This window comes from Stenotrophomonas sp. SY1 (genome assembly GCF_021202945.1).
Lineage (GTDB): Bacteria > Pseudomonadota > Gammaproteobacteria > Xanthomonadales > Xanthomonadaceae > Stenotrophomonas.
On the sequence record NZ_JAJOYR010000003.1, the window covers coordinates 261450 to 281554 of the forward strand.

At 65.5% G+C, this 20105-nt stretch carries 17 protein-coding genes; 5 read left to right on the plus strand and 12 right to left on the minus strand.

All coding sequences use genetic code 11. The annotated features are described in order from the left end of the window. Window positions 1-262 precede the first annotated feature (262 nt). Window positions 263-1120: a polyamine aminopropyltransferase gene (speE, locus tag LR961_RS18300; protein ID WP_232151404.1), complete on the minus strand. Its 858-nt coding sequence runs from the start codon at window positions 1118-1120 to the stop codon at window positions 263-265. Between the two features lie 238 nt (window positions 1121-1358). Here speE and speA point away from each other — a divergent pair, with 238 nt between their 5' ends. Beyond that, entirely contained in the window at window positions 1359-3248 is a 1890-nt protein-coding gene (gene speA, locus LR961_RS18305; RefSeq protein ID WP_232151405.1) for an arginine decarboxylase, read from the plus strand. A gap of 158 nt (window positions 3249-3406) precedes the next feature. On the opposite strand, the gene LR961_RS18310 is transcribed toward speA, so the two are convergent. From LR961_RS18310 to LR961_RS18320, 3 genes are read right to left on the minus strand one after another with little or no spacing between them, the layout of a single operon-like run. After that, window positions 3407-4732 carry an ATP-binding protein gene (locus tag LR961_RS18310; RefSeq protein WP_232151406.1) on the minus strand — a complete coding sequence of 442 codons (1326 nt, stop codon included), beginning with the start codon at window positions 4730-4732 and terminating at the stop codon, window positions 3407-3409. Then, window positions 4729-5391 (minus strand): response regulator transcription factor, encoded by a 663-nt coding sequence (locus tag LR961_RS18315; protein WP_232151407.1) that lies wholly within the window; start codon window positions 5389-5391, stop codon window positions 4729-4731. The genes LR961_RS18310 and LR961_RS18315 overlap by 4 nt, the downstream gene beginning before the upstream one ends. Then, window positions 5391-5696, minus strand: a complete 306-nt coding sequence (locus LR961_RS18320) for a PepSY domain-containing protein (RefSeq protein ID WP_232151408.1) — start codon at window positions 5694-5696, stop codon at window positions 5391-5393. Before LR961_RS18320 ends, LR961_RS18315 begins: the two co-directional genes overlap by 1 nt. A 120-nt stretch (window positions 5697-5816) precedes the next feature. Between LR961_RS18320 and LR961_RS18325 the strand changes: the two genes are divergently transcribed. Next, window positions 5817-6257, plus strand: a complete 441-nt coding sequence (locus tag LR961_RS18325) for a PepSY domain-containing protein (RefSeq protein WP_232151409.1) — start codon at window positions 5817-5819, stop codon at window positions 6255-6257. Window positions 6258-6613: 356 nt separating this feature from the next. On the opposite strand, the gene LR961_RS18330 is transcribed toward LR961_RS18325, so the two are convergent. The 8 genes from LR961_RS18330 to radC form a co-directional block, all read right to left on the minus strand. Then, window positions 6614-7012 (minus strand): hypothetical protein, encoded by a 399-nt coding sequence (locus LR961_RS18330; RefSeq protein WP_232151410.1) that lies wholly within the window; start codon window positions 7010-7012, stop codon window positions 6614-6616. Window positions 7013-7175: 163 nt separating this feature from the next. Beyond that, on the minus strand, window positions 7176-8060 hold the full coding sequence (locus tag LR961_RS18335) for a hypothetical protein (RefSeq protein ID WP_232151411.1): 885 nt from the start codon (window positions 8058-8060) through the stop codon (window positions 7176-7178). Between the two features lie 32 nt (window positions 8061-8092). Beyond that, window positions 8093-9700 carry a hypothetical protein gene (locus LR961_RS18340; RefSeq protein WP_232151412.1) on the minus strand — a complete coding sequence of 536 codons (1608 nt, stop codon included), beginning with the start codon at window positions 9698-9700 and terminating at the stop codon, window positions 8093-8095. Beyond that, window positions 9697-10797 carry a WYL domain-containing protein gene (locus LR961_RS18345; RefSeq protein WP_232151413.1) on the minus strand — a complete coding sequence of 367 codons (1101 nt, stop codon included), beginning with the start codon at window positions 10795-10797 and terminating at the stop codon, window positions 9697-9699. The genes LR961_RS18340 and LR961_RS18345 overlap by 4 nt, the downstream gene beginning before the upstream one ends. Window positions 10798-11272: 475 nt before the next feature. Then, the gene (locus LR961_RS18350) at window positions 11273-12025 is read right to left on the minus strand and encodes an SDR family NAD(P)-dependent oxidoreductase (RefSeq protein WP_232151414.1); all 753 of its coding nucleotides are present in this window, start codon (window positions 12023-12025) and stop codon (window positions 11273-11275) included. A gap of 347 nt (window positions 12026-12372) precedes the next feature. After that, window positions 12373-13242 (minus strand): SPOR domain-containing protein, encoded by an 870-nt coding sequence (locus LR961_RS18355; RefSeq protein WP_232151415.1) that lies wholly within the window; start codon window positions 13240-13242, stop codon window positions 12373-12375. 20 nt (window positions 13243-13262) lie between these two features. Then, on the minus strand, window positions 13263-14951 hold the full coding sequence (argS, locus tag LR961_RS18360; RefSeq protein ID WP_232151416.1) for an arginine--tRNA ligase: 1689 nt from the start codon (window positions 14949-14951) through the stop codon (window positions 13263-13265). 119 nt (window positions 14952-15070) lie between these two features. Beyond that, window positions 15071-15745 (minus strand): DNA repair protein RadC, encoded by a 675-nt coding sequence (gene radC, locus LR961_RS18365; protein WP_232151417.1) that lies wholly within the window; start codon window positions 15743-15745, stop codon window positions 15071-15073. 95 nt (window positions 15746-15840) lie between these two features. Here radC and coaBC point away from each other — a divergent pair, with 95 nt between their 5' ends. The 3 genes from coaBC to LR961_RS18380 are packed head-to-tail and all read left to right on the plus strand — an operon-like array spanning window position 15841 to window position 19928. Continuing rightward, entirely contained in the window at window positions 15841-17094 is a 1254-nt protein-coding gene (gene coaBC / locus LR961_RS18370) for a bifunctional phosphopantothenoylcysteine decarboxylase/phosphopantothenate--cysteine ligase CoaBC (RefSeq protein ID WP_232151418.1), read from the plus strand. After that, a complete protein-coding gene (dut, locus tag LR961_RS18375) occupies window positions 17091-17564 on the plus strand; it encodes a dUTP diphosphatase (protein ID WP_232151419.1) in 474 nt (157 codons plus the stop codon). The genes coaBC and dut overlap by 4 nt, the downstream gene beginning before the upstream one ends. Window positions 17565-17579: 15 nt before the next feature. Next, complete coding sequence (locus LR961_RS18380; RefSeq protein WP_232151420.1) at window positions 17580-19928, plus strand: phosphomannomutase/phosphoglucomutase; 2349 nt, start codon at window positions 17580-17582, stop codon at window positions 19926-19928. The last annotated feature ends 177 nt before the right edge of the window (window positions 19929-20105 follow it).

Genomic DNA, 20105 nt, shown 5'->3' on the forward strand with positions numbered 1-20105 from the left:
GCGTTGCCCGGGGCGGGCGGGAATGTGGCTGAATTATAAAACTGAACAGTCCACGAATTGCTGAATGTAAAAAAAATGTAGGAACGTGACGGCGGAAAGGATTGTTGCGGTGGCGGCACCGGTGCACGCCTGGCCGCCCGCCACACCGCCAGGTGGGCTCAGGGACTGCCGGAGTCCGTACGCTGCGGGCATCCCGGTCGAAAGTGCAGGCAAAAAAAACCCCGCGTCTGCGCGGGGTCTTCTGTCTGCTGGGCTGGTGGGCTTACTCGCCCAGCGCCTTGGCCACGAACGGCGGGCTGACCAGCACGCCGGTGTGCAGCGGGGCGGTGTAGTACAGCGTGTCGAACGGCTTGGCGGCCGAATCGGCCTCACGGAAGCCGAAACCGAAACCGGCCTGCTTGCTGGCCACGGTCACCGACCACCAGCCGGTCGGATAGCACGGCTGCGGGAACGGCAGGGTCTTGAACGACTGGAAGCCGGCCTTGCCCATTTCCGAACGCATGTCCTTGATCAGGTCCAGCAGCGCCAGCGGCGATTCGCTCTGCTGGACCAGCAGGCCGTCGTCCTTCAGGGCGCGGAAGCAGCTTTCGAAGAACGCCTTGTTGAACAGGCCTTCGGCCGGGCCGACCGGGTCGGTGGAGTCCACGATCACCACGTCCACGCTGCCCGGGGCGCAGTTGGCCATGTAGGCCACGCCGTCGTCGAACAGCAGCTCGGCGCGCGCGTCACCGTTGGATTCGCACAGCTCCGGGAAGTGCTTCTCGGCCATGCGGGTGACCTGCTCGTCGATATCGCACTGGGTGGCGCTTTCCACGCCCGGGTGCTTGAGCACTTCACGCAGGGTGCCGCAGTCGCCGCCGCCGATGATCACCACGCGCTTGGGCGCCGGGTGGGTGAACAGCACCGGGTGGCTGATCATCTCGTGGTAGAAGAAGTTGTCCTTGGTGGTCAGCATCATGGCGCCGTCGATGACCATCAACTTGCCCCAGTCGGTGCTGTCGTAGATCTCGATCTTCTGGAACGGCGACTGCACTTCCTCCAGCTTGCCGGTGATGCGGAAACCGATGGCCGAGCCGGTCGGCTGGAAGTGTTCGATGAACCAGTTTTCGTTGGAGGTCATTGCAGGGTTCCTAGCAAGGGGAGTCGATACCCTTCTCCCGCCGGGAGAAGGTGCCCCAGAGGGGCGGATGAGGGTAAGGGCGAAGCCTGTCACAGCCAGGTTTCACGCTTACTCTCACCCCCAACCCCTCTTCCGGGGGGAGAGGGGAGGTGGCGCGGGCGCGGATTGTAACGGACCGGTGCCCCGCTAGCGTTAGAATGCGCGTCCTTTTTATCCACAGCCGAGAGTAGCTACGCCGATGAGCGATTGGTCCCTCGAACAGGCCCGCAAGACCTATTCGATTCCGCACTGGTCCGATGGTTATTTTGACGTCGATGCCGCCGGGCATGTCGTGGTGCGCCCTGCCGGCGCGGATGGCGTGACGGTTTCGTTGCCGCAGATCGTCGATTCGGCCCGTGCCGCAGGCGCCAAATTGCCGTTGCTGGTGCGCTTCCCGGACATCCTGGGCCAGCGCCTGGGCAAGCTGCAGGCGGCTTTCGCCCAGGCCCAGGCCGACTGGGACTACCCGGGCGGCTACACCGCCGTTTACCCGATCAAGGTGAACCAGCACCGTGGCGTGGCCGGCACCCTGGCCAGCCACCACGGCGAGGGCTTCGGCCTGGAAGCCGGTTCCAAGCCGGAGCTGATGGCGGTGCTGGCGCTGAGCCGGCCGGGCGGGCTGATCGTCTGCAACGGCTACAAGGACCGCGAGTACATCCGCCTGGCGCTGATCGGCCGCAAGCTCGGCCTGCAGACCTACATCGTCATCGAGAAGCCCTCCGAGCTGAAGCTGGTGCTGGAGGAATCCAAGGCGCTGGACGTGAAGCCGGGCATCGGCGTGCGCATGCGCCTGGCTTCGCTGGGCGCCGGCAAGTGGCAGAACAGCGGTGGTGACAAGGCCAAGTTCGGCCTGTCGCCGCGCCAGCTGCTGGACCTGTGGAAGTCGCTGCGCGACACCGAATACGCCGACTGCCTGAACCTGCTGCATTTCCACATGGGCAGCCAGATCAGCAACGTGCGCGACATCGCCAACGGCATGCGCGAGGCCACCCGTTACTTCGTCGAGCTGTCGCGCCTGGGCGCGAAGATCAGCCACGTCGATGTCGGCGGTGGCCTGGGCATCGACTACGAAGGCACCCGTTCGCGCAGCTACTGCTCGATCAACTACGGCCTGAACGCCTACGCCAGCAACATCGTGCAGCCGCTGGCCGAGGCCTGCGAGGAGCACGGGCTGACCCCGCCGCGCATCATCACCGAGTGCGGCCGTGCGATGACCGCCCACCACGCGGTGCTGATCGCCAATGTGTCCGAAGTGGAGCAGGCCGCCGACGGCCGCATCCCCGAGGCACATGACGACGAGCCGGCCGCCATCCGCCACCTGCGTGAGATCCATGACGAACTGGATCAGCGCCCGGCGGTGGAGCTGTTCCAGGAGGCGCAGCACTTCCATGCCGAAGGCTTGTCCGCCTACGCGCTGGGCCAGATCGATCTGCCGCAGCGTGCGCGCATCGACGACCTGTTCTACGCCATTGCCAACGCCGTGCGTGCGCGCCTGAGCTATGACGAGAAGAGCCATCGCCCGGCGCTGGATGAACTGAACGATCGCCTGGTCGACAAGTACTTCGTCAACTTCAGCGTGTTCGAGTCGATCCCGGATGCGTGGGCGATCGACCAGGTGTTCCCGATCGTGCCGATCGAACGCCTGAACGAGCGCCCGGACCGCCGCGGCATCATCGCCGACATGACCTGCGACTCGGACGGCATGGTCAAGACCTACGTCGAGAACGAGAGCCTGGACAGCTCGCTGCCGCTGCACTCGTTGCAACATGGTGAGAGCTACCGCATCGGCTTCTTCCTGGTGGGTGCTTACCAGGAAATTCTCGGCGACATCCACAACCTGTTCGGCGATACCGATGCGGTGGAAGTGGTAACCGATGCCGATGGTTACGTGATCACCCAGCAGCGTCGTGGCGACACCACCGACGTGATGCTCGATTACGTGGGTTACAGCCTGGCCGATCTGCGTACGTCGTATCGCGAGCGCGTGGCGGCAGCCAATCTGTCGGCGGAACGCGCGGCGGAACTGGATGCCGCGCTGGAAGCGGGCCTGACCGGTTACACCTACCTGTCCGACGAACCGCTGGGTTGAGTTCAGCCGGGCCGCGCGTGCTTGCGCGCGGCGCGGTACGCCTCGAAGTCGCGGATGCGGGTGTTTTTGCTCCGTAGCTGCTCCAAAAAACGAAAACGCCACGCAGTCAAACCGCGTGGCGTTTTCGTTGCGCCGACCACGCCAGGCAACACATCAGGTCAGCCCAACGGCAACCGCAACCCAGCCTGCAAACCGCTGCCGGTATCCACCAGCACCAGTTCGCCGTCGTAGCTCTCCACGATGTCGCCGACGATCGCCAACCCCAGCCCGCTGCTGCCTTCGCGCTGGTCCAGCCGCACGCCCCGTTGCGTCACCTTCTGCAACGCAGCCGCGTCCAGGCCGGGTCCATCGTCAACGACATCGACGTGCAGTCGCCCGTCAACGGCGAATGCGGTTATGCGCACCGTCCGTGCAGCCCAGCGACCGGCGTTGTCGAGCAGATTGCCGAGCATTTCCTCCAGGTCCGCACCGGCACCGGCAAAGTACAACTGCGGGTCGATGTCGTCGGGCAGGTAGGTGATGCCGCGCTCGCCATGCACGCGTTGCATCAGCCGGCACAGCGATTGGACGACCGGAGCCACCGCGCTGCGCTGGTGCCTGTCAGCGGCCATGCCAGCAACGAGATAGCGATCGATGCTGGCCTGCATACGACCGCTTTGTTCGCGCAGTGTTTGTCGCCAGTGATGTCCGGGCCCGTCTGCTTCGGCCTGCAGGACGCTCAACGGTGCCTTCAGCGCATGCGCCAGGTCCTGCGCGCCGGTGCGCGCGCGGTTGACCATGCGCTGATGATGGGCGAGCAGGGCGTTGAGTTCGTCGGCCAACGGCGCGACTTCACGGTCAAGATCGTCACCGCTGATCTGCGTGGTTTCGCCACGCCGCACCTGCTCCACGCGACGGCCCAGCGCCCGCAGTGGTCGCAACCCGAAGTGCACCTGGCTGACCAGCACCGCCAGCCATGCGGCGATCAGCACGGCCATCGCCAATGCAGCACGTTGGCGGAAGCGCGCGACTTCATGATCGAGCTGACTGCGGTCGCTGGCGACTGCGAACTGCAGCGGTGCCTGGCTGCGCGGCAACCGCACCTGCTGCACTCGGCCACGTAGTGGCTGTTGCAGTGGGCCGGTGAAATCCACGCTGTGTACCTGCGCCGGTGCTTGGGTAGCTGGCAGCTTCAGGCTCTGGTCCCACAGCGAACGCGATTGCAGCAGCGGCTCGTTGTCCGAACTGATCTGCCAGTAACTGCCGGAGAACACCCGCTGGAAGCGCGCATCGTTGGGCTCCTGGCGCAGGGTCAACGTTCCCTTGTCGTCGATCTCGGCCTGCGCTAGTACGGTCAGTAGGTCCTGCTCCAGCTGTGCGTCCAGGTTGTCACGCGCGGCCTGCTTGAACAGGTGCCCCAGCAACAGACTCGCCAGCACCGAAACAAGCACCAGCCCCAATCCGCCGGCCAGCAGCAGGCGCGCCCGCAGCGACGGCGCCTTCATGTCGGTGCGACCAGGCGCCAACCCTGGCCGCGCACGGTCTGGATCATGTCCACGCCGATCTTGCGGCGCAGCCGCCCCAACAGCACGTCCAGCGCGTTGGAGTCCGGGTCGTACCCGGCCTCGAAGATCTGCTCGCCCAACCGCTCGCGGCTGATGACGTTGCCGTTGTGGTGGATGAAGTAGCTGAGCAGTCGAAACTCCTGCGGGCTGAGCGGCAGCGCCTGTCCGTCCAGCGTGAAGCGGCCGGCGTTGATTTCCAGCTGCAACGGCCCGCAGTGCAGGTTGGGGCTGGCATGGCCGTTGCTGCGGCGAATCAGCGCCCGCAGGCGCAGGATCAGTTCGTCGGCCTGGAACGGCTTGGTCAGGTAGTCATCGGCTCCGGCATCGAACCCGGCCAGCTTGTCGTGCCAGCGCCCGCGTGCGGTCAGCACCAGCACCGGGAAGTCGCGTCCGTTGCCACGCCAGCGCTCGATCACGCTCAGGCCATCCAGCCCCGGCAGGCCCAGATCGACGATGGCCGCCTGCAGTTCCTCGAGCTGCCCCAGTTCTTCCGCCGCTCGGCCATCAACCACGTGGACCACGACGTAGCCGGCCTGCTCCAGCAACGGCTGCAGGCGCTGGGCCAGCTCCACGTCGTCTTCAGCAAGCAGGATCCGCATCAATCGTCCAGTTCGGTCTTCAGCAACTTGCCATTGCGTGCATCGTAATCGAGCTCGATCACGACACCGTCAGCGCGCAGGATATCCACTTCGTACACGCCGTCATCCAGTTCCACTTCCAGCAGCGTGCCGGGGTGCCGTTGCAGGGCATCACGCACGATGTTTTCCAGCGGCACGTAGCGACCCTGCTTCAGCGCTTGGCGAGCGGTCTGCTGCGCGGCGTCCTGGCCGTGCGCCCAGACCAGCGGCACATTCAGCAGCAGGAGCAGGCAGGCCAGGCGCATGACGGGCAGGGAGGAAATCATGCCGCCAGTAATAGCGCGGTGACCTAACCATTGGCTAACAGCGCCGGCTAAGCCGCTGTTAGACGCGCGGCGGAGACTGGCTGGGCCGGGATGATCCGGCGACATCCGAGGAAGCCGCCCATGTTGAAGTCATTGATCGCCGCCACTGCCGTCGGTCTGGTGCTGAGCGTTCCGGCACATGCGCAGAACAAGGCGCTGGGCATGGCCGACGTCGAGCAGAAGCTGCGTGCTGCCGGCTACACCCAGATTCATGAGATCGAGAAGGACGACGGCCTGTGGGAAGCCGACGTATCGCGCGCCGATGGCCGCTTTGCCGAGGTCTGGGTAGACCCGGCAACTGGTGAGATCTTCGACGAACACGATGGCCGCGCGCTGCTGGACAGCCCGCAGGTCCTCGCCCGCGCCGCCGCTGCGGGCCTGCGCGACATTCACTCGCTGGAGCGCGATGGCGCTGTCTGGAGCCTGGAGGCACGCAACGCCCGCAACCAGCGCGTGGAAGTGCGTCTCAGTGGCTACGATGGCCGCATCCTGCATAGCGAACGCGATGGTTGGCTGGACTGATGAAAGAACAGACGGAGCAGCCGTGTCGGGCTGCTCCGCATGGGGCGCTGGGCTGGAGGTCGGATCGCGAGGCCTGCAGGACACCTCCCTCAGTTCCCGGACTGATCTCCGTCGCGGTGCGCCTTGTCCAGGTAGGTGAGCAACCCTGCCAACGCAAATCCGTAAACCACGATCCCGCCGATGATCTTGAACATTCCGGCCTCCTTTTGGCCTTGATACCGCCGCCCATCGCATTGATGCGGCGTCGGAATGATGTTGCAGACGGTGGACGACAGGGCGCGTCGTCGGTGAGTTGTCGATGCAGCCGAAGGGCGCAGGAGCGTGTCATCTCCCAGGTTGCGCTCGTTCGTCTGTCGTCAGTTGGATGCGGCGGGCGGGCTGGTCGTGGTGCTGGTCGCGGCGGCCTGTTCTGCATCGATCACCGGCAGCTGCAGGGCCAGGAAGTTGGTTGCCACCAGTGCATTGACCAGGATGTAGCTGCACATTGCCGCGCTGAGCCAGGCATTGGTGAACAGAGCGCTCAACAACGCAAGCGTGGAAAGCACGACCGTGATGATGAAATTGGCACCGATTGCCTGCCGTGAACGGGCCAGCGCCGTGGCCTGGCGCCACCAGAAGCCGGGCTTGTAGCGGCGCCCCTTGGCGATGCCGAGGTTGTAGCGCTGGACGTTGATGCCGCGGATGAAGGCGTACAACTGGACGGGAACAACTACAAGAAAATTGAAGGCAACAAGCAGAACGAAAAGCGCATCCATGGTCTCACTCCACATCATGGGCGACCGGGATGGTCGCTGTGAGGTGATGGTGGTGAGGCAGGGCGACATTTCGTGTCGCATCGGCCGATGCGTTTGCCGCTGATGCCCGCCTTGGTTGGCGGGCGTTGTCGATTGAACTGCGGAGCGGACTTTGCCTGCGGACTCAGCGCAGGAACACCTGCCAGGTGATCGCCGACAACCAGCCAAAGGCAATGACCAGCAGTGCCGTCGCCGTGTTCCGCCAGCTGCGTTGCGCCTTGGCAAGTGCATCGATGCGGACATCGGCCGCTGCCTGCTGTGCCTTGATTGCCTGCTCGATCAATGCCAAGCCGCGCTCCTGCGTGGCAAGTGCGGAGGCATGGGTATCCATGGCGGCGTCACGTGCCATGTCGCGCGCATGCTTCTCGCCGAGCTGAGTTTCCAGGAGCGAAATTGCCTCGTTCTGCCGGGTATCCAGCATGTCCTTGGCGTCGGCCCTGTGGCTCAGGTCCGCCAGCGTTGCATCCCGCACGGCATCCTGCTGCACCTCGCCGTCCAGCCGCTGGAGCACGTGCAGGATGCTTTCCGCGTTGTGTTCGATGCGGTCCTGGGTGTGCCTGGATGCGTCGAGAATCCCCGAGATGATGTCGGTAGCGGTTTCGGCGAGGCTGCGTCCTTCTTCGCCCAGCTGGGTGATGTTTCCATTCGCGTCCCTGAAACCGTGCTCGATGCCGTTGCGCATCTCGTCCATCAGGACCACCAGGCCTGCATAGCTGAGCATGTTCAAGCGGATGGTTTCCTGGATCAGATCCACCATGCGCTTGTTGATGGTGTTCTGGATCCTGGCGATCTCGGTCATGTCCTTTGACGCGCTCGACCTCATCCGCTTGAGGAATCCACGGCTCTCGATCTCGCGGGAAATCGCATTGGACTGCTGGATCTCCGCTTCCAGCGATTCGATCTCCTTGAAGAACTGCTGCGCCACGGATTTGGCTTTGAGCGAATCCGGCGTCAGGGCGATGGCCGTGTTCGTTGCGTGGGCAGGGGCTTGCTGGTGGGTAGTGGTCATCACGGTGATCGCAGGCAGTTTTATGGTGGTGATTACGGGGTACGTCGGGCCAGTGCACGCAACTGGTCGACCGCGCTTGCATAGCTGGCGACGGCGGTATGGGCGTGCTGGGAAGCGTCGTCGACCTGCATCCAGGTGCTGGTCAGGCGCAGCTGCATCCGCTCGGTGGTCGCGATGACGTGGCCCGTGGACTGATCAAGCAGGATCAGGGTCTGCTTCACCTTCAGCTGCGCAACGCCGTGTCCGCGATGGACATCGGCCAGCTGCTTGTTCTGGAAGGCGATGTGTTCCTTCAAGCGGTCGAAGGCAAGCACGGTGAGCAGGCCCATGGTGCCGCTGAGGATGGCGACCAGTACGGTAGCGATGTCCTGGGCGAACGGGGTGAGCAGCGGAATCGATTCGATCGCCTTGGCCACGGATTCTTGCAACAGCAGGGTCGCGGCGGTGACCAGTCCACCGGACAGGAGCTTGAGTACTTCCATGGCGATTTCGCTGCCGCTCATTCCTTCCGGTGGCAGCGCGATCAGCTTGATCGAGCGGATGACCGCAAGGGTGGACTCACGGATGATCGTCACGATGCGCTTGGCGGTGGTGACGAAACTGTTGATGAGCAGCGTGATGAGGTTTGACAGCAGCCCGGAAAAACCCGCCATGCCGCCTTCCTTGAGGAAATCGGCCCACTTCTCCTTGATGTTCTTCGCCGTCGCCAGCAGGCGGGCATGCAGGAGGTCGGCAAGGTGCTTGAGGCTCTGGAAGCCTTGGCGGATCAGCTGCTTCACGTCATCGATCAGGCCACTGGCCAGGTCCTTGAGGATCATGCCGAGGATCTGTCGCAGCGCGACCTTGCCGGCTTCCGAACCACCTTCGATCAGGAACTCCCTGGACTGCTTCTTCAGCAGTGCGATGTTCTGCTTTCGTTCGACGGCTTTTTTGGATGTGTTGTAGATCTCCTGGGCCTTGTCCATGTCGATGCCGTAACGCTGGTCGTTCGTGCCGGCCAGCGGTGAGGTTTCGGCGGTGGCCCAGAGCAGCAGGTCGCTGTCCTGCTTGGAAGAGTTCAGCGACTTCTCGGTCCAGACCAGGTTCTCCGGCAGCGTCGCGGTCTGTACCCGTTCCTGGGAGCTCTGCGCGAGCTGGCCTTTGGCGGAGCGCTCGATCTCGCCCACCGGGATCACATGATCGCGCGAGGGCGTTTTCATCTCGCGACCGGTGTAGGCATCCTTCGTGTCCGGCGTCGCCGAGCCCAGCGGCATGGCTTTGTTCAGCGCCTGGTCGTAGGCGTGATCCTTGCCCGGCGCGATCCCCTGTTGCTTGTTACCGGGGCTGCGGTCGATCGGGTTGTTCCGTGCATCCTTCAGCGACTGCAGGCGCTCGCTGTCGCGGGATGCGACCAGGTGCTCCTTGCCCTCGGCAAGGGCTTCCTCGAAGTTGTGTGCCGTGGTGATGCTGCCGCCGTCCTTGTCCGCGAGCATCGCCCTGCTCAAGCCGAACGGACCGAGTACCGAATCGATCACGACGTCCTTCAGATTCTCGGCAAAGTTGCTCTGCGATGCACCAGGGATGGCGTTGATCTCCTCGATGAGGACGGCAATTTCTTCGTCGATCTCGATGATCAGGTTGCTGTGTGCCAGGTTGTTCATGGTTCGATTCGGGCGGTCGGGTGTGGACGGGGCGCTGGAGGTGTCTGGTCCGGCATGCAATGGAGCGGTGATCGTGGCGGGCCGGCGGGATCTGCATACATGTCGGCCGTCCTGCGGATCTTCTCTTCGATGCGGCTGCGCAGCGAGATGGGCGCGTGGACGAGGATGTTCTCCGCCAGGCCGAACAGCCACGAAAGGGTTTCCTGATCATCCGGGACCTGTGCGGACAGCCGTTGCCAGTCGCTGCCGGCCAACGGCTCGAGCCCTTGATCCTTGCCGAGGGGTGTTTCCCGCAATGTCTGTGCGAGCTGCGGGTGTACATCGGCGACCAGGTCCACCACGCCGGTACCCTGCCGTGGGGTGAACGCCGCAGTCGGCAGATAGGCATCCATGTCGAAGTCGTCGTCACGTGCTTTCGCATCCAGAGCGACGGCGCTCTGGATGCGGTGCATCGCGAAATGGCGGACATCGGTGTAATCGCCGACGCTGGCAAGCAGATAGGTCACCGGTCCGCGTGAGACCAGACCCTTGGGATGCAGCTGCATGGTCTTGGCTTCGTTCTTGACCCGGCTGAGATAATCGACCTGCAACTGGCGTTGCTCCAGCAGGGCGGTGGCGACCTGTTCCCAGGCGTCCTTCTCCACGCTGGCCGGCAGCAGCGCCTTGCCATTGGGCAGCACCCGCACGCGGCGCGCCCAGTTGGTCAGCGCGTTGTGCTCCAGCGATTCCAGCTGGCGGCGCGCTTCGGCGAACTGCGGTTCCAGTGACACCAGCACGGCCGGTGGGAGGATCTGCTTCAGGTGATCTTCGGCCAGGTGCATGGCCAGGGCTTCAGCCGGGTCCAATGCAGGCAGGTTGAAACGGGCGTCGCGGTCGAAGCGCCAGCGGACCACATTGCCTTCCTCGACCGGGACGATCGGAAAGTGCCGGCTGAGCTTTTCATTGAGATCGCGCTGCAGCGTGCGTAGCGTGATGTTGAAGCCACGGCTCTTGAGCGCGGCGAGCAGTTCCTGCGTGGTTCTGCCCCGATGGCGGGGAATCAATCCCAGCGTGATCAGGTTGCGCATGAGCGGGTCTTTGGGGTCGTTGTCGGACATGGGACTCAACCGATGGAGGTCAGCACTTGCTCGAATGCTGCGGACAGGGGGCGACATATGGTGTCGCCCAGCCTTCCCGTGCTCACCAAGGCCGTGCAGGGCGCTCCCCATGCGCATGGGAACGCCGTCATGTCCACCGCCGCGGATAGCGGCAGGTGCGGGAGCCGGGGGCTTTGCCCGGTGCTTCCCATGTCCGCCGATGTTGCTCGCCCTGTGCACGGGCGGTGATTACTTCCATGACGAAACGCTTTCCTTTCTTCCGTGCGGCAGCAGCACTGCCTCGTCTTGAGCGGTCGGCCACCAATGGGCTGCAACAGCCGCGATCCAACCCGGCGGCGCACCAAGTTATCGGCAACAGCGACGGCAGGTTTAGGGCTTGCCCCTGTCAACGCCAGCCGGCGAGTCCGCAGGAATGAAAAAGCCCCGGAGCATGGAACCCCGGGGCGATGGAAAGCATTGCCGATGGCCGCTGTGGTCAGCTTTGGCGCGCCACCTGGAAGCCGGCGAACGACTGGCTTACCGGCATCAGTTCCAGGCGATTGACGTTCAGATGCGGCGGCAGTGTCGCCACCCAGAAAATCTGCTCGGCGATGTCTTCGGCAGTCATCGGGTCGGCACCGCCGTAGAGCTGGTCCGACGCTGCCTGATTGCCGTGCGTGCGCACCAGCGTGAATTCGGTTTCGGCCATGCCGGGTTCGATTGCGGTCACGCGCACGCCGCTGCCGTGCAGGTCCGAGCGCAGGCCCAGCGAGAACTGGCTGACGAAAGCCTTGGTGCCGCCATAGGCGTTGCCACCCGGATACGGGTAGATCGCGGCGGTGGAACTGATGTTGATGATGGCGCCACGACGCGCGACCAGCTTCGGCAGCAGGTGATGGGTGAGCGTCACCAGCGCGGTGATGTTGGTGTCGATCATGGTGCGCCAGTCTTCCAGGCTGGCGTGCTGGGCGGCGGCGGTGCCTTGGGCGAGACCGGCGTTGTTGACCAGCAGGTCGATGTCGCGGAAGGCCGGCGGCAATGCGGCCAGCGCAGCTTCCATCGCCACGGCGTCGCGGATGTCGAATCCAGCCGCGTGCATCTTGTCCGCGCCGAACTCTTCCACCAGCGGTTGCAGGCGCTCGGCACGACGACCGGTGGCGATCACTTTCCAGCCGGCGGCGGCAAAGCGGCGGGCGGCGGCGGCGCCGAAGCCGGAGGTGGCGCCGGTGATCAATGCGGTCTTGGACATGGGCGGGTTCCGTGGGAAGGAGCCTGCGATTTTCGCACTGTGCGGGCGGTGAGGCATCCCGTCGTGTGGCGGAAAGGGCGGAATTCCTGCGGCGTGGCGGTTGGGGGCTTGGGTTCAATGGCGGAGGTCAGATGCTTCATCCGCCCCCAACCCTCCCCTTCGCTACGCGAAAGGGAGGGGGTGGAACGGCTGCGGACGGCAGGATTCCAGCCACTGTTGCTTCCGCCCCCTCCCTTTGCCGCAGGCAAGGGGAAGGTTGGGGAGGGGGGAAGCTGTTCGATCAGCCGCGAAACAACAAGAAAAGCCCGGCATTGCCGGGCTTTTCATGATCAGCATCAACAGCGCGGTTACTGCACCTTGACCGCCATCGCCTGTAGTCCACTGCCGTCGAGCTTGGACTTGGCCTCGGCAAGTTCGCTGGCGGTGCCATACGGCCCCATGCGCACGCGATAGACCGTATTGCCGCTGATCTGCGCCGATTCCACGCGTGCGGCCAGGCCCATCATCGCCAGCTTGGCCTTGGTGGCTTCGGCATCGCCGGATGCGCCGAACGCGCCCGCCTGCAGGATGTAGCGCACGTTCTCGGCCGGCGCGGTAGCTGCCGTAGAAGCCGGCTTGGGTGCCGGTTGCGCGCTGGCGACCTGCGCCGGCGTGGTGCCGGTGGTTGCGGCAGGACGTGAAGCGTCGGTGGTCGAAGCGGGTTGGCGGGCGGCCGTCTCGCTGACCGGTGCCGGCAGCGAGGCGGTGGCCGTGGGAACCGGCCGGCCTTCCAGTGCAGCCTGCGCGCGCTGGGCTTCGGTCGTCGGCGTGGCCGCCGTTGCGGCGGCGGCACGCGCGGCCGCTGCACGACGCTGTTCCTCGGCCTTGGCGCTGGCGGCCAGTTCGGCGTCGGACATCTGTACTTCCGTGCCCGGCAGCAGGGTGTAGAAGTCGTACTGGGTGGCCGGCTTGTCCTCGGGCTTGGCACCGGCCTGCGCGGCCGGCTTGGGCGTTTCCACCCCGGCATCGAGATCGGCATCGGCAACCGGCGCCGGCTGTGCGTCCGGGTTGGGCTGCGGGCCCACCCGCAGGAAACCGTCACCGTCCTTCTGGAACAGGTTGGGCGCTGCCAGGAACACCACCGCCGCGATCGCCGCACCGGCCACCAGCCACACCCAGCCGGGCGTGCCGTTGCCGCTGTTGCGTCGCGCCTGGGTTTTGCCGCGTCGTGCTGCCATGTCTACTGCGTCTCCTTGACTTACATCTTTTCCGGGGCGCTCACGCCCAGGATGCCCAAGCCATTGGCCAGTGCCTGACGTGCGGCGCAGGCCAGGGTGAGCCTGGCATTGCGTGCCGCTGCGTCTTCCACCAGCACCGGTGTGCCGTGATACCACGTGTGGAAAGCGTGCGCCAATTCACGCAGATACTGCGCGACCTGGTGTGGTTCCAGCGCGATGCCGGCCGCTTCCACCACTTCCGGATAACGCGAGATTTCGTTCATCAATTCCAGCGACAGCACGTCGTCCAGCAGCGACAGCGAGGCCAGGCCGTCGGCCTGCTTGTAGTCCAGGCCCTTCTCCTGCGCCTGGCGCAGCAGCGAGCAGACGCGGGCATGCGCATACTGCACGTAGAACACCGGGTTGTCGTTGCTCTGCTGGCGGGCCAGGTCGATGTCGAAGGTCAGCTGCGAATCGGGCTTGCGTGCGATCAGGAACCAGCGCACCGCGTCGCTGCCCACTTCGTCGATCAGGTCGCGCAGGGTCAGGTAGCTGCCGGCACGCTTGGACAGCTTCACTTCCTCGCCGCCGCGCATCACGGTGACCATCTGGTGCAGCACGTATTCCGGCCAGCCCTTGGGGATGCCCAGGTCCAGCGCCTGCAGGCCGGCGCGCACGCGGGCCAGCGAGCCGTGGTGGTCGGCGCCCAGCTCGGTGATGGCGCGTTCGTAACCGCGCTGCCACTTGCTCAGGTGATAGGCCACGTCCGGCAGGAAGTAGGTGAAGGTGCCGTCGGACTTGCGCATCACGCGGTCCTTGTCGTCACCGAAATCGGTGGAACGCAGCCACAGCGCGCCGCCTTCCTCGTAGGTGTGGCCCGAGTCGATCAGCTGCTGCACCGTCTCGGCAACCTTGCCGTCCTTGTACAGCGAGCTTTCCAGGAAGTAGATGTCGAAATCCACGCCGAACGCGGCCAGGTCCAGGTTCTGTTCGTTGCGCAGGTAGGCCACGGCGAAGCGACGGATCGCGTCGATGTCCTCGGCATTCTTGGCACCGATCACCGGGCTGCCTTCCAGCTCGACGGTCTGACCCAGCAGATAGGCCTTGGCCACATCGCCGATGTAGTCGCCGTTGTAGGCGTCGGCCGGCCACTGTTCGTCGCCCGGCTTGAAGCCGCGCGCACGCGCCTGCACCGATTTGGCCAGGTTTTCGATCTGCACGCCGGCGTCGTTGTAATAGAACTCGCGCTTGGCGTTCCAGCCGTTGGCTTCCAGCACGCGGGCGATGCAATCGCCGATCGCGCCGGCGCGGCCGTGGCCGACATGCAGCGGGCCGGTCGGGTTGGCCGAGACGTACTCCACGCCGACCGAGCGGCCGTTGCCGCTCAGGTTGCGGCCGTAGTCCTGGCCTTCCTTGAGCACGCTGACCACTTCGCGCTGGTAAGCCACCGGTGCGAACTTGAAGTTGATGAAGCCCGGACCGGCGATCTCGACATTGGCGATGTCATCGCTGGCAGGCAACGCTTCGACCAGTGCCTGGGCCAGCGCACGCGGATTGCTGCGCGCGGCCTTGGCCAGCAGCATCGCGGCGTTGGTGGCGAAATCGCCGTGTTCGCGGGTCTTGGGTCGTTCGACCACGAATTCCGGCGGCAGGGTGTCGGCAGGCAAGGTGCCGTTGGCGCGCAAGGCTTCAATGCCTTGGCCGATGAGGGCGCGGAGTTGGGCTTTCACGTGACTGTCTGCTTGAAGCGCGGAACTGGCCATTTTACCTGACCAGCGGCGGTGCCGCCCCGGCTGGGTTGGGGGAGGGTCATAAAAGCTCGAAACCCTGCTGCGGCAGGGCTTGCGGCTCACACCCAGCCGCGCGCGGCCAGCGATACCGGCGGGCCGTCGCCGATCACGAAATGGTCCAGAAGGCGCACATCCATCAGTTCCAGGGCCTGGCGCAGCCGCGCGGTGATGGCGCGGTCGGCCGCGGAGGGTTCGCGGTTCCCAGAGGGGTGGTTGTGGCCAACGATGACCGCCGCAGCGTTGTGGGCCAGGGCACGGCGCAGCAGCTCGCGCGGGTGGACCTCGGCGCTGTCGACGGTGCCGGTGAACAGTTCCTCGAAGGCCAGCACCCGGTGCCGGTTGTCCAGGAACAGTGCCGCGAACACCTCCTGGGGGCGATGCCGCAGGCGCTGGGCGAAGTAGCGGCCGGCCGAATCCGGATCGGTGAGGGCGGCGCCACGTTCCAGATCGGCGGCCAGATGGCGCTGGCCCAGCTCCAGTGCGGCCCGCAGCGCGCAGGCGCGGGCAGGCCCCAGTCCGGGCAGCTTGGCCAGCGCGGCGGCGTCGCGGTCGAGCAGCACGCGCAGCGGGCCGTGGTCATGCAGCAGTTCCCGGGCTGTCTGCACCGCGTCACGGCCCGGTAGCCCGGAGCCGAGGAAGATCGCCAGCAGCTCGGCATCGGAAAGCGCGCCGGCGCCACGGGACAGCATTTTTTCGCGGGGGCGTTCAGCGCGGGGCCAGTCTCGGATATGCATTGCTGAAGGTTGGGTGCTGATGACCAGAAGCTGCATCGGCCCTGACAAACCCTTCGGTTAAGCTAACCGTTCTTGTGCAGCTAGGAACTCCACTTGTGACCCGCGTTTCCCCCAGTACCCCGGCGCCTTCACGGCCGCTGGAAGGTCAGAAGCTGCTGTTGTGCGTAGGTGGCGGCATTGCTGCCTACAAATCATTGGAACTAGTGCGTCGCCTGCGTGACGCCGGAGCGTTCGTGCAGGTGGCCATGACCGCCGGCGCGCAGCAGTTCGTCACCCCGCTCAGCTTCCAGGCCCTGTCCGGTAACCCCACCCGCACCACGTTGTGGGACAGCGCCGCCGAACAGGCCATGGGCCATATCGAGCTGGCGCGCTGGGCCGACCGCATCGTCATCGCCCCGGCCACCGCCGACCTGCTGGCACGTCTGGCCCATGGCAACGCCGACGACCTGGTGACCACGCTGTGCCTGGCCACCACCGCACCGCTGACCGTGTGCCCGGCGATGAACCATCGCATGTGGCAGCACCCGGCCACCCAGGCCAACATCGCGCTGCTGCGCGAGCGTGGCGCGCAGGTGATCGGGCCGGAGGACGGCCCGCTGGCCGAAGGCGAATCCGGCCCCGGCCGGTTGAGTGAGCCGAATGACATCGTCGCCGCACTGGCCGGCAACCTGGTCCCGGCGGCGCCGGCCAAGCCTGGCCGCCTGCATGGGATGCGGGTGCTGATCAGCGCCGGCCCCACCTACGAAGACCTGGACCCGGTGCGCTACGTCGGCAACCGCTCCAGCGGCAAGATGGGCTACGCCCTGGCCGCCGCCGCCGCCCGTCAGGGTGCGCAGGTGGTGCTTGTCAGCGGCCCGGTGCAGTTGCCGACGCCGGCTGGCGTGCAGCGTGTCGACGTGCGCTCGGCCGCGCAGATGCGCGAGGCGGTGCTGGCCGCGCTGCCGGCTGATATCTACATTGGCGCTGCCGCCGTGGCCGATTACGCGCCGCGCCAGGTGTTGCCACAGAAGCTGAAGAAGACCGGCGACAACCCGACACTGACCCTGGAGCTGGTGCGCACTGCCGACATCCTGGCCGAAGTGGCCTCGCACACCCAGGCGCTGAAGCTGGTGGTGGGCTTTGCGGCCGAAACCCACGATGTGGAGAAGTACGCGCGTGGCAAGCTGGCCGACAAGCACCTGGACCTGATCATCGCCAACCAGGTGGGTATTGCCGGTGGCGGTTTCGAAAGCGACCAGAACGCGGCCATCGCCTACTGGGCCGATGGCCAGCGTGAGTTCCCGGGTACGGCCAAGACGCAACTGGCCGAACAACTGCTGGACCTGATCGCCGAGAGGTTGGACGCATGAGCCTGGATACCGCACCACAGCCGCTGCAGGTGAAACTGCTGGATCCCCGCTTTGGCGATGTCTGGCCGCTGCCGGCCTATGCCACCGAAGCCAGCGCTGGCATGGACCTGCGCGCGGCCATCGAAACGCCGCTGACGCTGGCGCCGGGCGATGCATCGCTGCTGCCCAGCGGCATTGCGATCCACATCGCCGATCCGGGCCTGTGCGCGGTGGTATTGCCGCGTTCCGGCCTGGGCCATCGTCACGGCATCGTGCTGGGCAACGGTACCGGGCTGATCGATGCCGATTACCAGGGGCCGCTGCTGATCAGCGTGTGGAACCGCGGCCGCGAGGCCTTCACCATCGAGCCCGGCGACCGCATCGCGCAGCTGGTGGTGATGCCGATTGCACGCGTTGCATTGCAGGTAGTGGATACTTTCATCGACAGTGCGCGTGGAGCGGGTGGATTCGGCCACACCGGGGTGCGCTGACAGGGGAAACGCACGATGAGTCATGGGAATGAGAACCCGCGCGTAGCGCTGGGTCGTTCAACGCCGCTGCTCGCGGTGTTGTTGTTGCTGCTGGCCGTCTGGTTTGGCTGGAGTGCGTTCAGCCAATGGCGCCAGACCGGCACCGGCGCGGCGCTGGAGCAATCCCGTGACCAGGCCGTGGCCGAGGTGCGCAAGGTCATTGCCACGCAGACCAGCCAGTTCGGCAAGCAGCTCGAACAGGAGCCGGTGAAAGCCGCACTGGCCAATGGTGATGCCACCGCCGCGTTGCTGGCGGTGCGCGACAAGTGGAACGGCGTGGAGGACGCGCAGCTGTTCGACGCGGTGCTGGCGCAGGCCTACGCCGACCCGGCCAGCTTTGGTTATTCGCGATTGGCCCTGCTGGAGCTGGCATTGGCCGAAGGCAAGCCGGTCGCCCGGGTAGTGCGTGACAGCGGCGGCCCGCGTCTGGGCTTGGCAGCTCCGGTGCAGTTGCAGGGCCAGGCGGCGGTGATCTACATCCGCCAGCCATTGACCCGCCTGACCACCGTGTTCGACCCGATCGACTCTCCCGGCAATGCTTTCCTGGGCCTGCGCCAGGGCAACTTCACCATCGTGCAGAAGGGCGACGGCAGCCTGGGTGGCGGCGCCGATGCGCTGGCGCGCCCGGTGGAGGAGACCGGCCTGCGGGTCGTGGCCGAGCTGCCCAACCCGGTCGAAGGCCCGATGGGCCTGGGCATGTTCAGCTGCCTGCTGGTGTCGCTGTTGCTGCTGGCCACGGTGTTGCTGCTGCTGTTCGGCCGCAAGCGCCTGAGCCGGCTTGCCGCGCTTGGCCGGAAGCAGGAAGACCCCGCTCTGGACAGTGGCCTGACCCTGCACGAAGCCCTGCAGCAGGAGCCGCTGCCGGTATCGCCGGCGGCCGCTGCGCGCGCTGCCAGGGACGAAACGCCGGCACCCGAGCCCGGTGCCGAGGCCGTTGTGCCGGGCATCTTCCGTGCCTATGACATTCGTGGCGTGGTCGGTACCGAATTGACCGCCAACGTCGCCCGCCTGATCGGCCAGGCCATCGGCAGCCAGATGCAGTCCCAGGGCCTGCGCGACGTGGTGGTGGGGCGTGATGGCCGGCTGTCCGGCCCGGAACTGGCTGACGCACTGATCGAAGGCCTGCGCCGTAGCGGCTGCGATGTCATCGACATCGGCTTGGCACCGACGCCGGTGGTGTACTTCGCCAGTTACCACCTGCGCGCCGGCAGCTGCGTGGCGGTGACCGGCAGCCACAACCCACCGGACTACAACGGCTTCAAGATCGTCATCGGCGGCGAAACCCTGTCCGGCGATGCAATCACCGATCTGTACGCGCGCATCCAGGAAGGTCGCCTGCAGCGCGCCGATACGCCGGGTGACCTGCAGCAGCGCGAGGTCATCGCCGACTACGTGCAGCGCATCGCCGACGACGTGCAGCTGGACCGCCCGCTGAAGGTGGTGGCCGATGCAGGCAACGGCGTGGGCGGCGCGGTGGCGCAGCAGTTGCTGGAAGCCATCGGTGCCGATGTCATCCCCCTGTACTGCGATGTGGATGGCAGCTTCCCCAATCACCACCCTGATCCCAGCGACCCAAACAACCTGCAGGACCTGGTGCAGACGGTGAAGCGTTTCGACGCCGATATCGGCGTGGCCTTCGACGGTGATGCCGATCGTCTGGGCGTGGTGACCAAGGAAGGCCGGATCATCTATGCCGACCGGTTGCTGATGCTGTTCGCTGCCGACGTGCTGGCGCGCAACCCCGGCGCGATGGTGATCTACGACGTCAAGTGCACCGGCAAGCTGTCCGACTACATCCTGCGCAACGGTGGCAGCCCGATGATGTGGAAGACCGGGCACTCGCTGATGAAGGCCAAGATGCGCGAGACCGATGCGGAACTGGCGGGCGAGATGAGCGGCCACTTCTTCTTCAAGGAGCGCTGGTACGGGTTTGATGACGGCCTGTATGCCGCAGCGCGGCTGCTGGAAATCCTGGCCCAGCGTGATGAGGAACCGTCGGAAGTGCTGGACGAACTGCCCGATGCGATCTCCACGCCGGAGCTGAAGGTGGCCGTGGCCGAAGGCACCCAGCATGCGCTGGTGGCGCTGATCGTGGCCACGGCGCAGGCTGAGGATTCGGCGTTGGCCAATGCCCGCGTTTCCACCATTGATGGCCTGCGCGCCGACTTCAACGATGGCTGGGGGCTGGTGCGTGCTTCCAACACCACGCCGGTGCTGGTGCTGCGCTTTGAAGCGGACAACGAAGCCGCGCTGGAACGCATCAAGGGCGTGTTCGCCGACCTGTTGCGGCAGGTGCTGCCGGCAGAGACCGAACTGGGTTTCTGAGTTGGATTGAGGGATGAAAGAAGGCCGTCCGCGCGCTGCGTGGACGGCCTTTTTGTTTTTGATTCTTGTAGGAGCGGCGTAAGCCGCGAAGCTGGGGATGCGTCGGCTCGCCGATATCTGCGCAATCTTCGCCACCACTCGCGTCGCGGCTTACGTCGCTCCTGCAACAGCAACGGC

Excerpts from the sequence above, each read along its gene's own strand:
- speE (WP_232151404.1), bottom strand. The coding sequence starts at position 1,120 with ATGACCTCCAACGAAAACTGGTTCATCGAACACTTCCAGCCGACCGGC.
- speA (WP_232151405.1), top strand. The coding sequence starts at position 1,359 with ATGAGCGATTGGTCCCTCGAACAGGCCCGCAAGACCTATTCGATTCCG.
- LR961_RS18310 (WP_232151406.1), bottom strand. The coding sequence starts at position 4,732 with ATGAAGGCGCCGTCGCTGCGGGCGCGCCTGCTGCTGGCCGGCGGATTG.
- LR961_RS18315 (WP_232151407.1), bottom strand. The coding sequence starts at position 5,391 with ATGCGGATCCTGCTTGCTGAAGACGACGTGGAGCTGGCCCAGCGCCTG.
- LR961_RS18320 (WP_232151408.1), bottom strand. The coding sequence starts at position 5,696 with ATGATTTCCTCCCTGCCCGTCATGCGCCTGGCCTGCCTGCTCCTGCTG.
- LR961_RS18325 (WP_232151409.1), top strand. The coding sequence starts at position 5,817 with ATGTTGAAGTCATTGATCGCCGCCACTGCCGTCGGTCTGGTGCTGAGC.
- LR961_RS18330 (WP_232151410.1), bottom strand. The coding sequence starts at position 7,012 with ATGGATGCGCTTTTCGTTCTGCTTGTTGCCTTCAATTTTCTTGTAGTT.
- LR961_RS18335 (WP_232151411.1), bottom strand. The coding sequence starts at position 8,060 with ATGACCACTACCCACCAGCAAGCCCCTGCCCACGCAACGAACACGGCC.
- LR961_RS18340 (WP_232151412.1), bottom strand. The coding sequence starts at position 9,700 with ATGAACAACCTGGCACACAGCAACCTGATCATCGAGATCGACGAAGAA.
- LR961_RS18345 (WP_232151413.1), bottom strand. The coding sequence starts at position 10,797 with ATGTCCGACAACGACCCCAAAGACCCGCTCATGCGCAACCTGATCACG.
- LR961_RS18350 (WP_232151414.1), bottom strand. The coding sequence starts at position 12,025 with ATGTCCAAGACCGCATTGATCACCGGCGCCACCTCCGGCTTCGGCGCC.
- LR961_RS18355 (WP_232151415.1), bottom strand. The coding sequence starts at position 13,242 with ATGGCAGCACGACGCGGCAAAACCCAGGCGCGACGCAACAGCGGCAAC.
- radC (WP_232151417.1), bottom strand. The coding sequence starts at position 15,745 with ATGCATATCCGAGACTGGCCCCGCGCTGAACGCCCCCGCGAAAAAATG.
- dut (WP_232151419.1), top strand. The coding sequence starts at position 17,091 with ATGAGCCTGGATACCGCACCACAGCCGCTGCAGGTGAAACTGCTGGAT.
- LR961_RS18380 (WP_232151420.1), top strand. The coding sequence starts at position 17,580 with ATGAGTCATGGGAATGAGAACCCGCGCGTAGCGCTGGGTCGTTCAACG.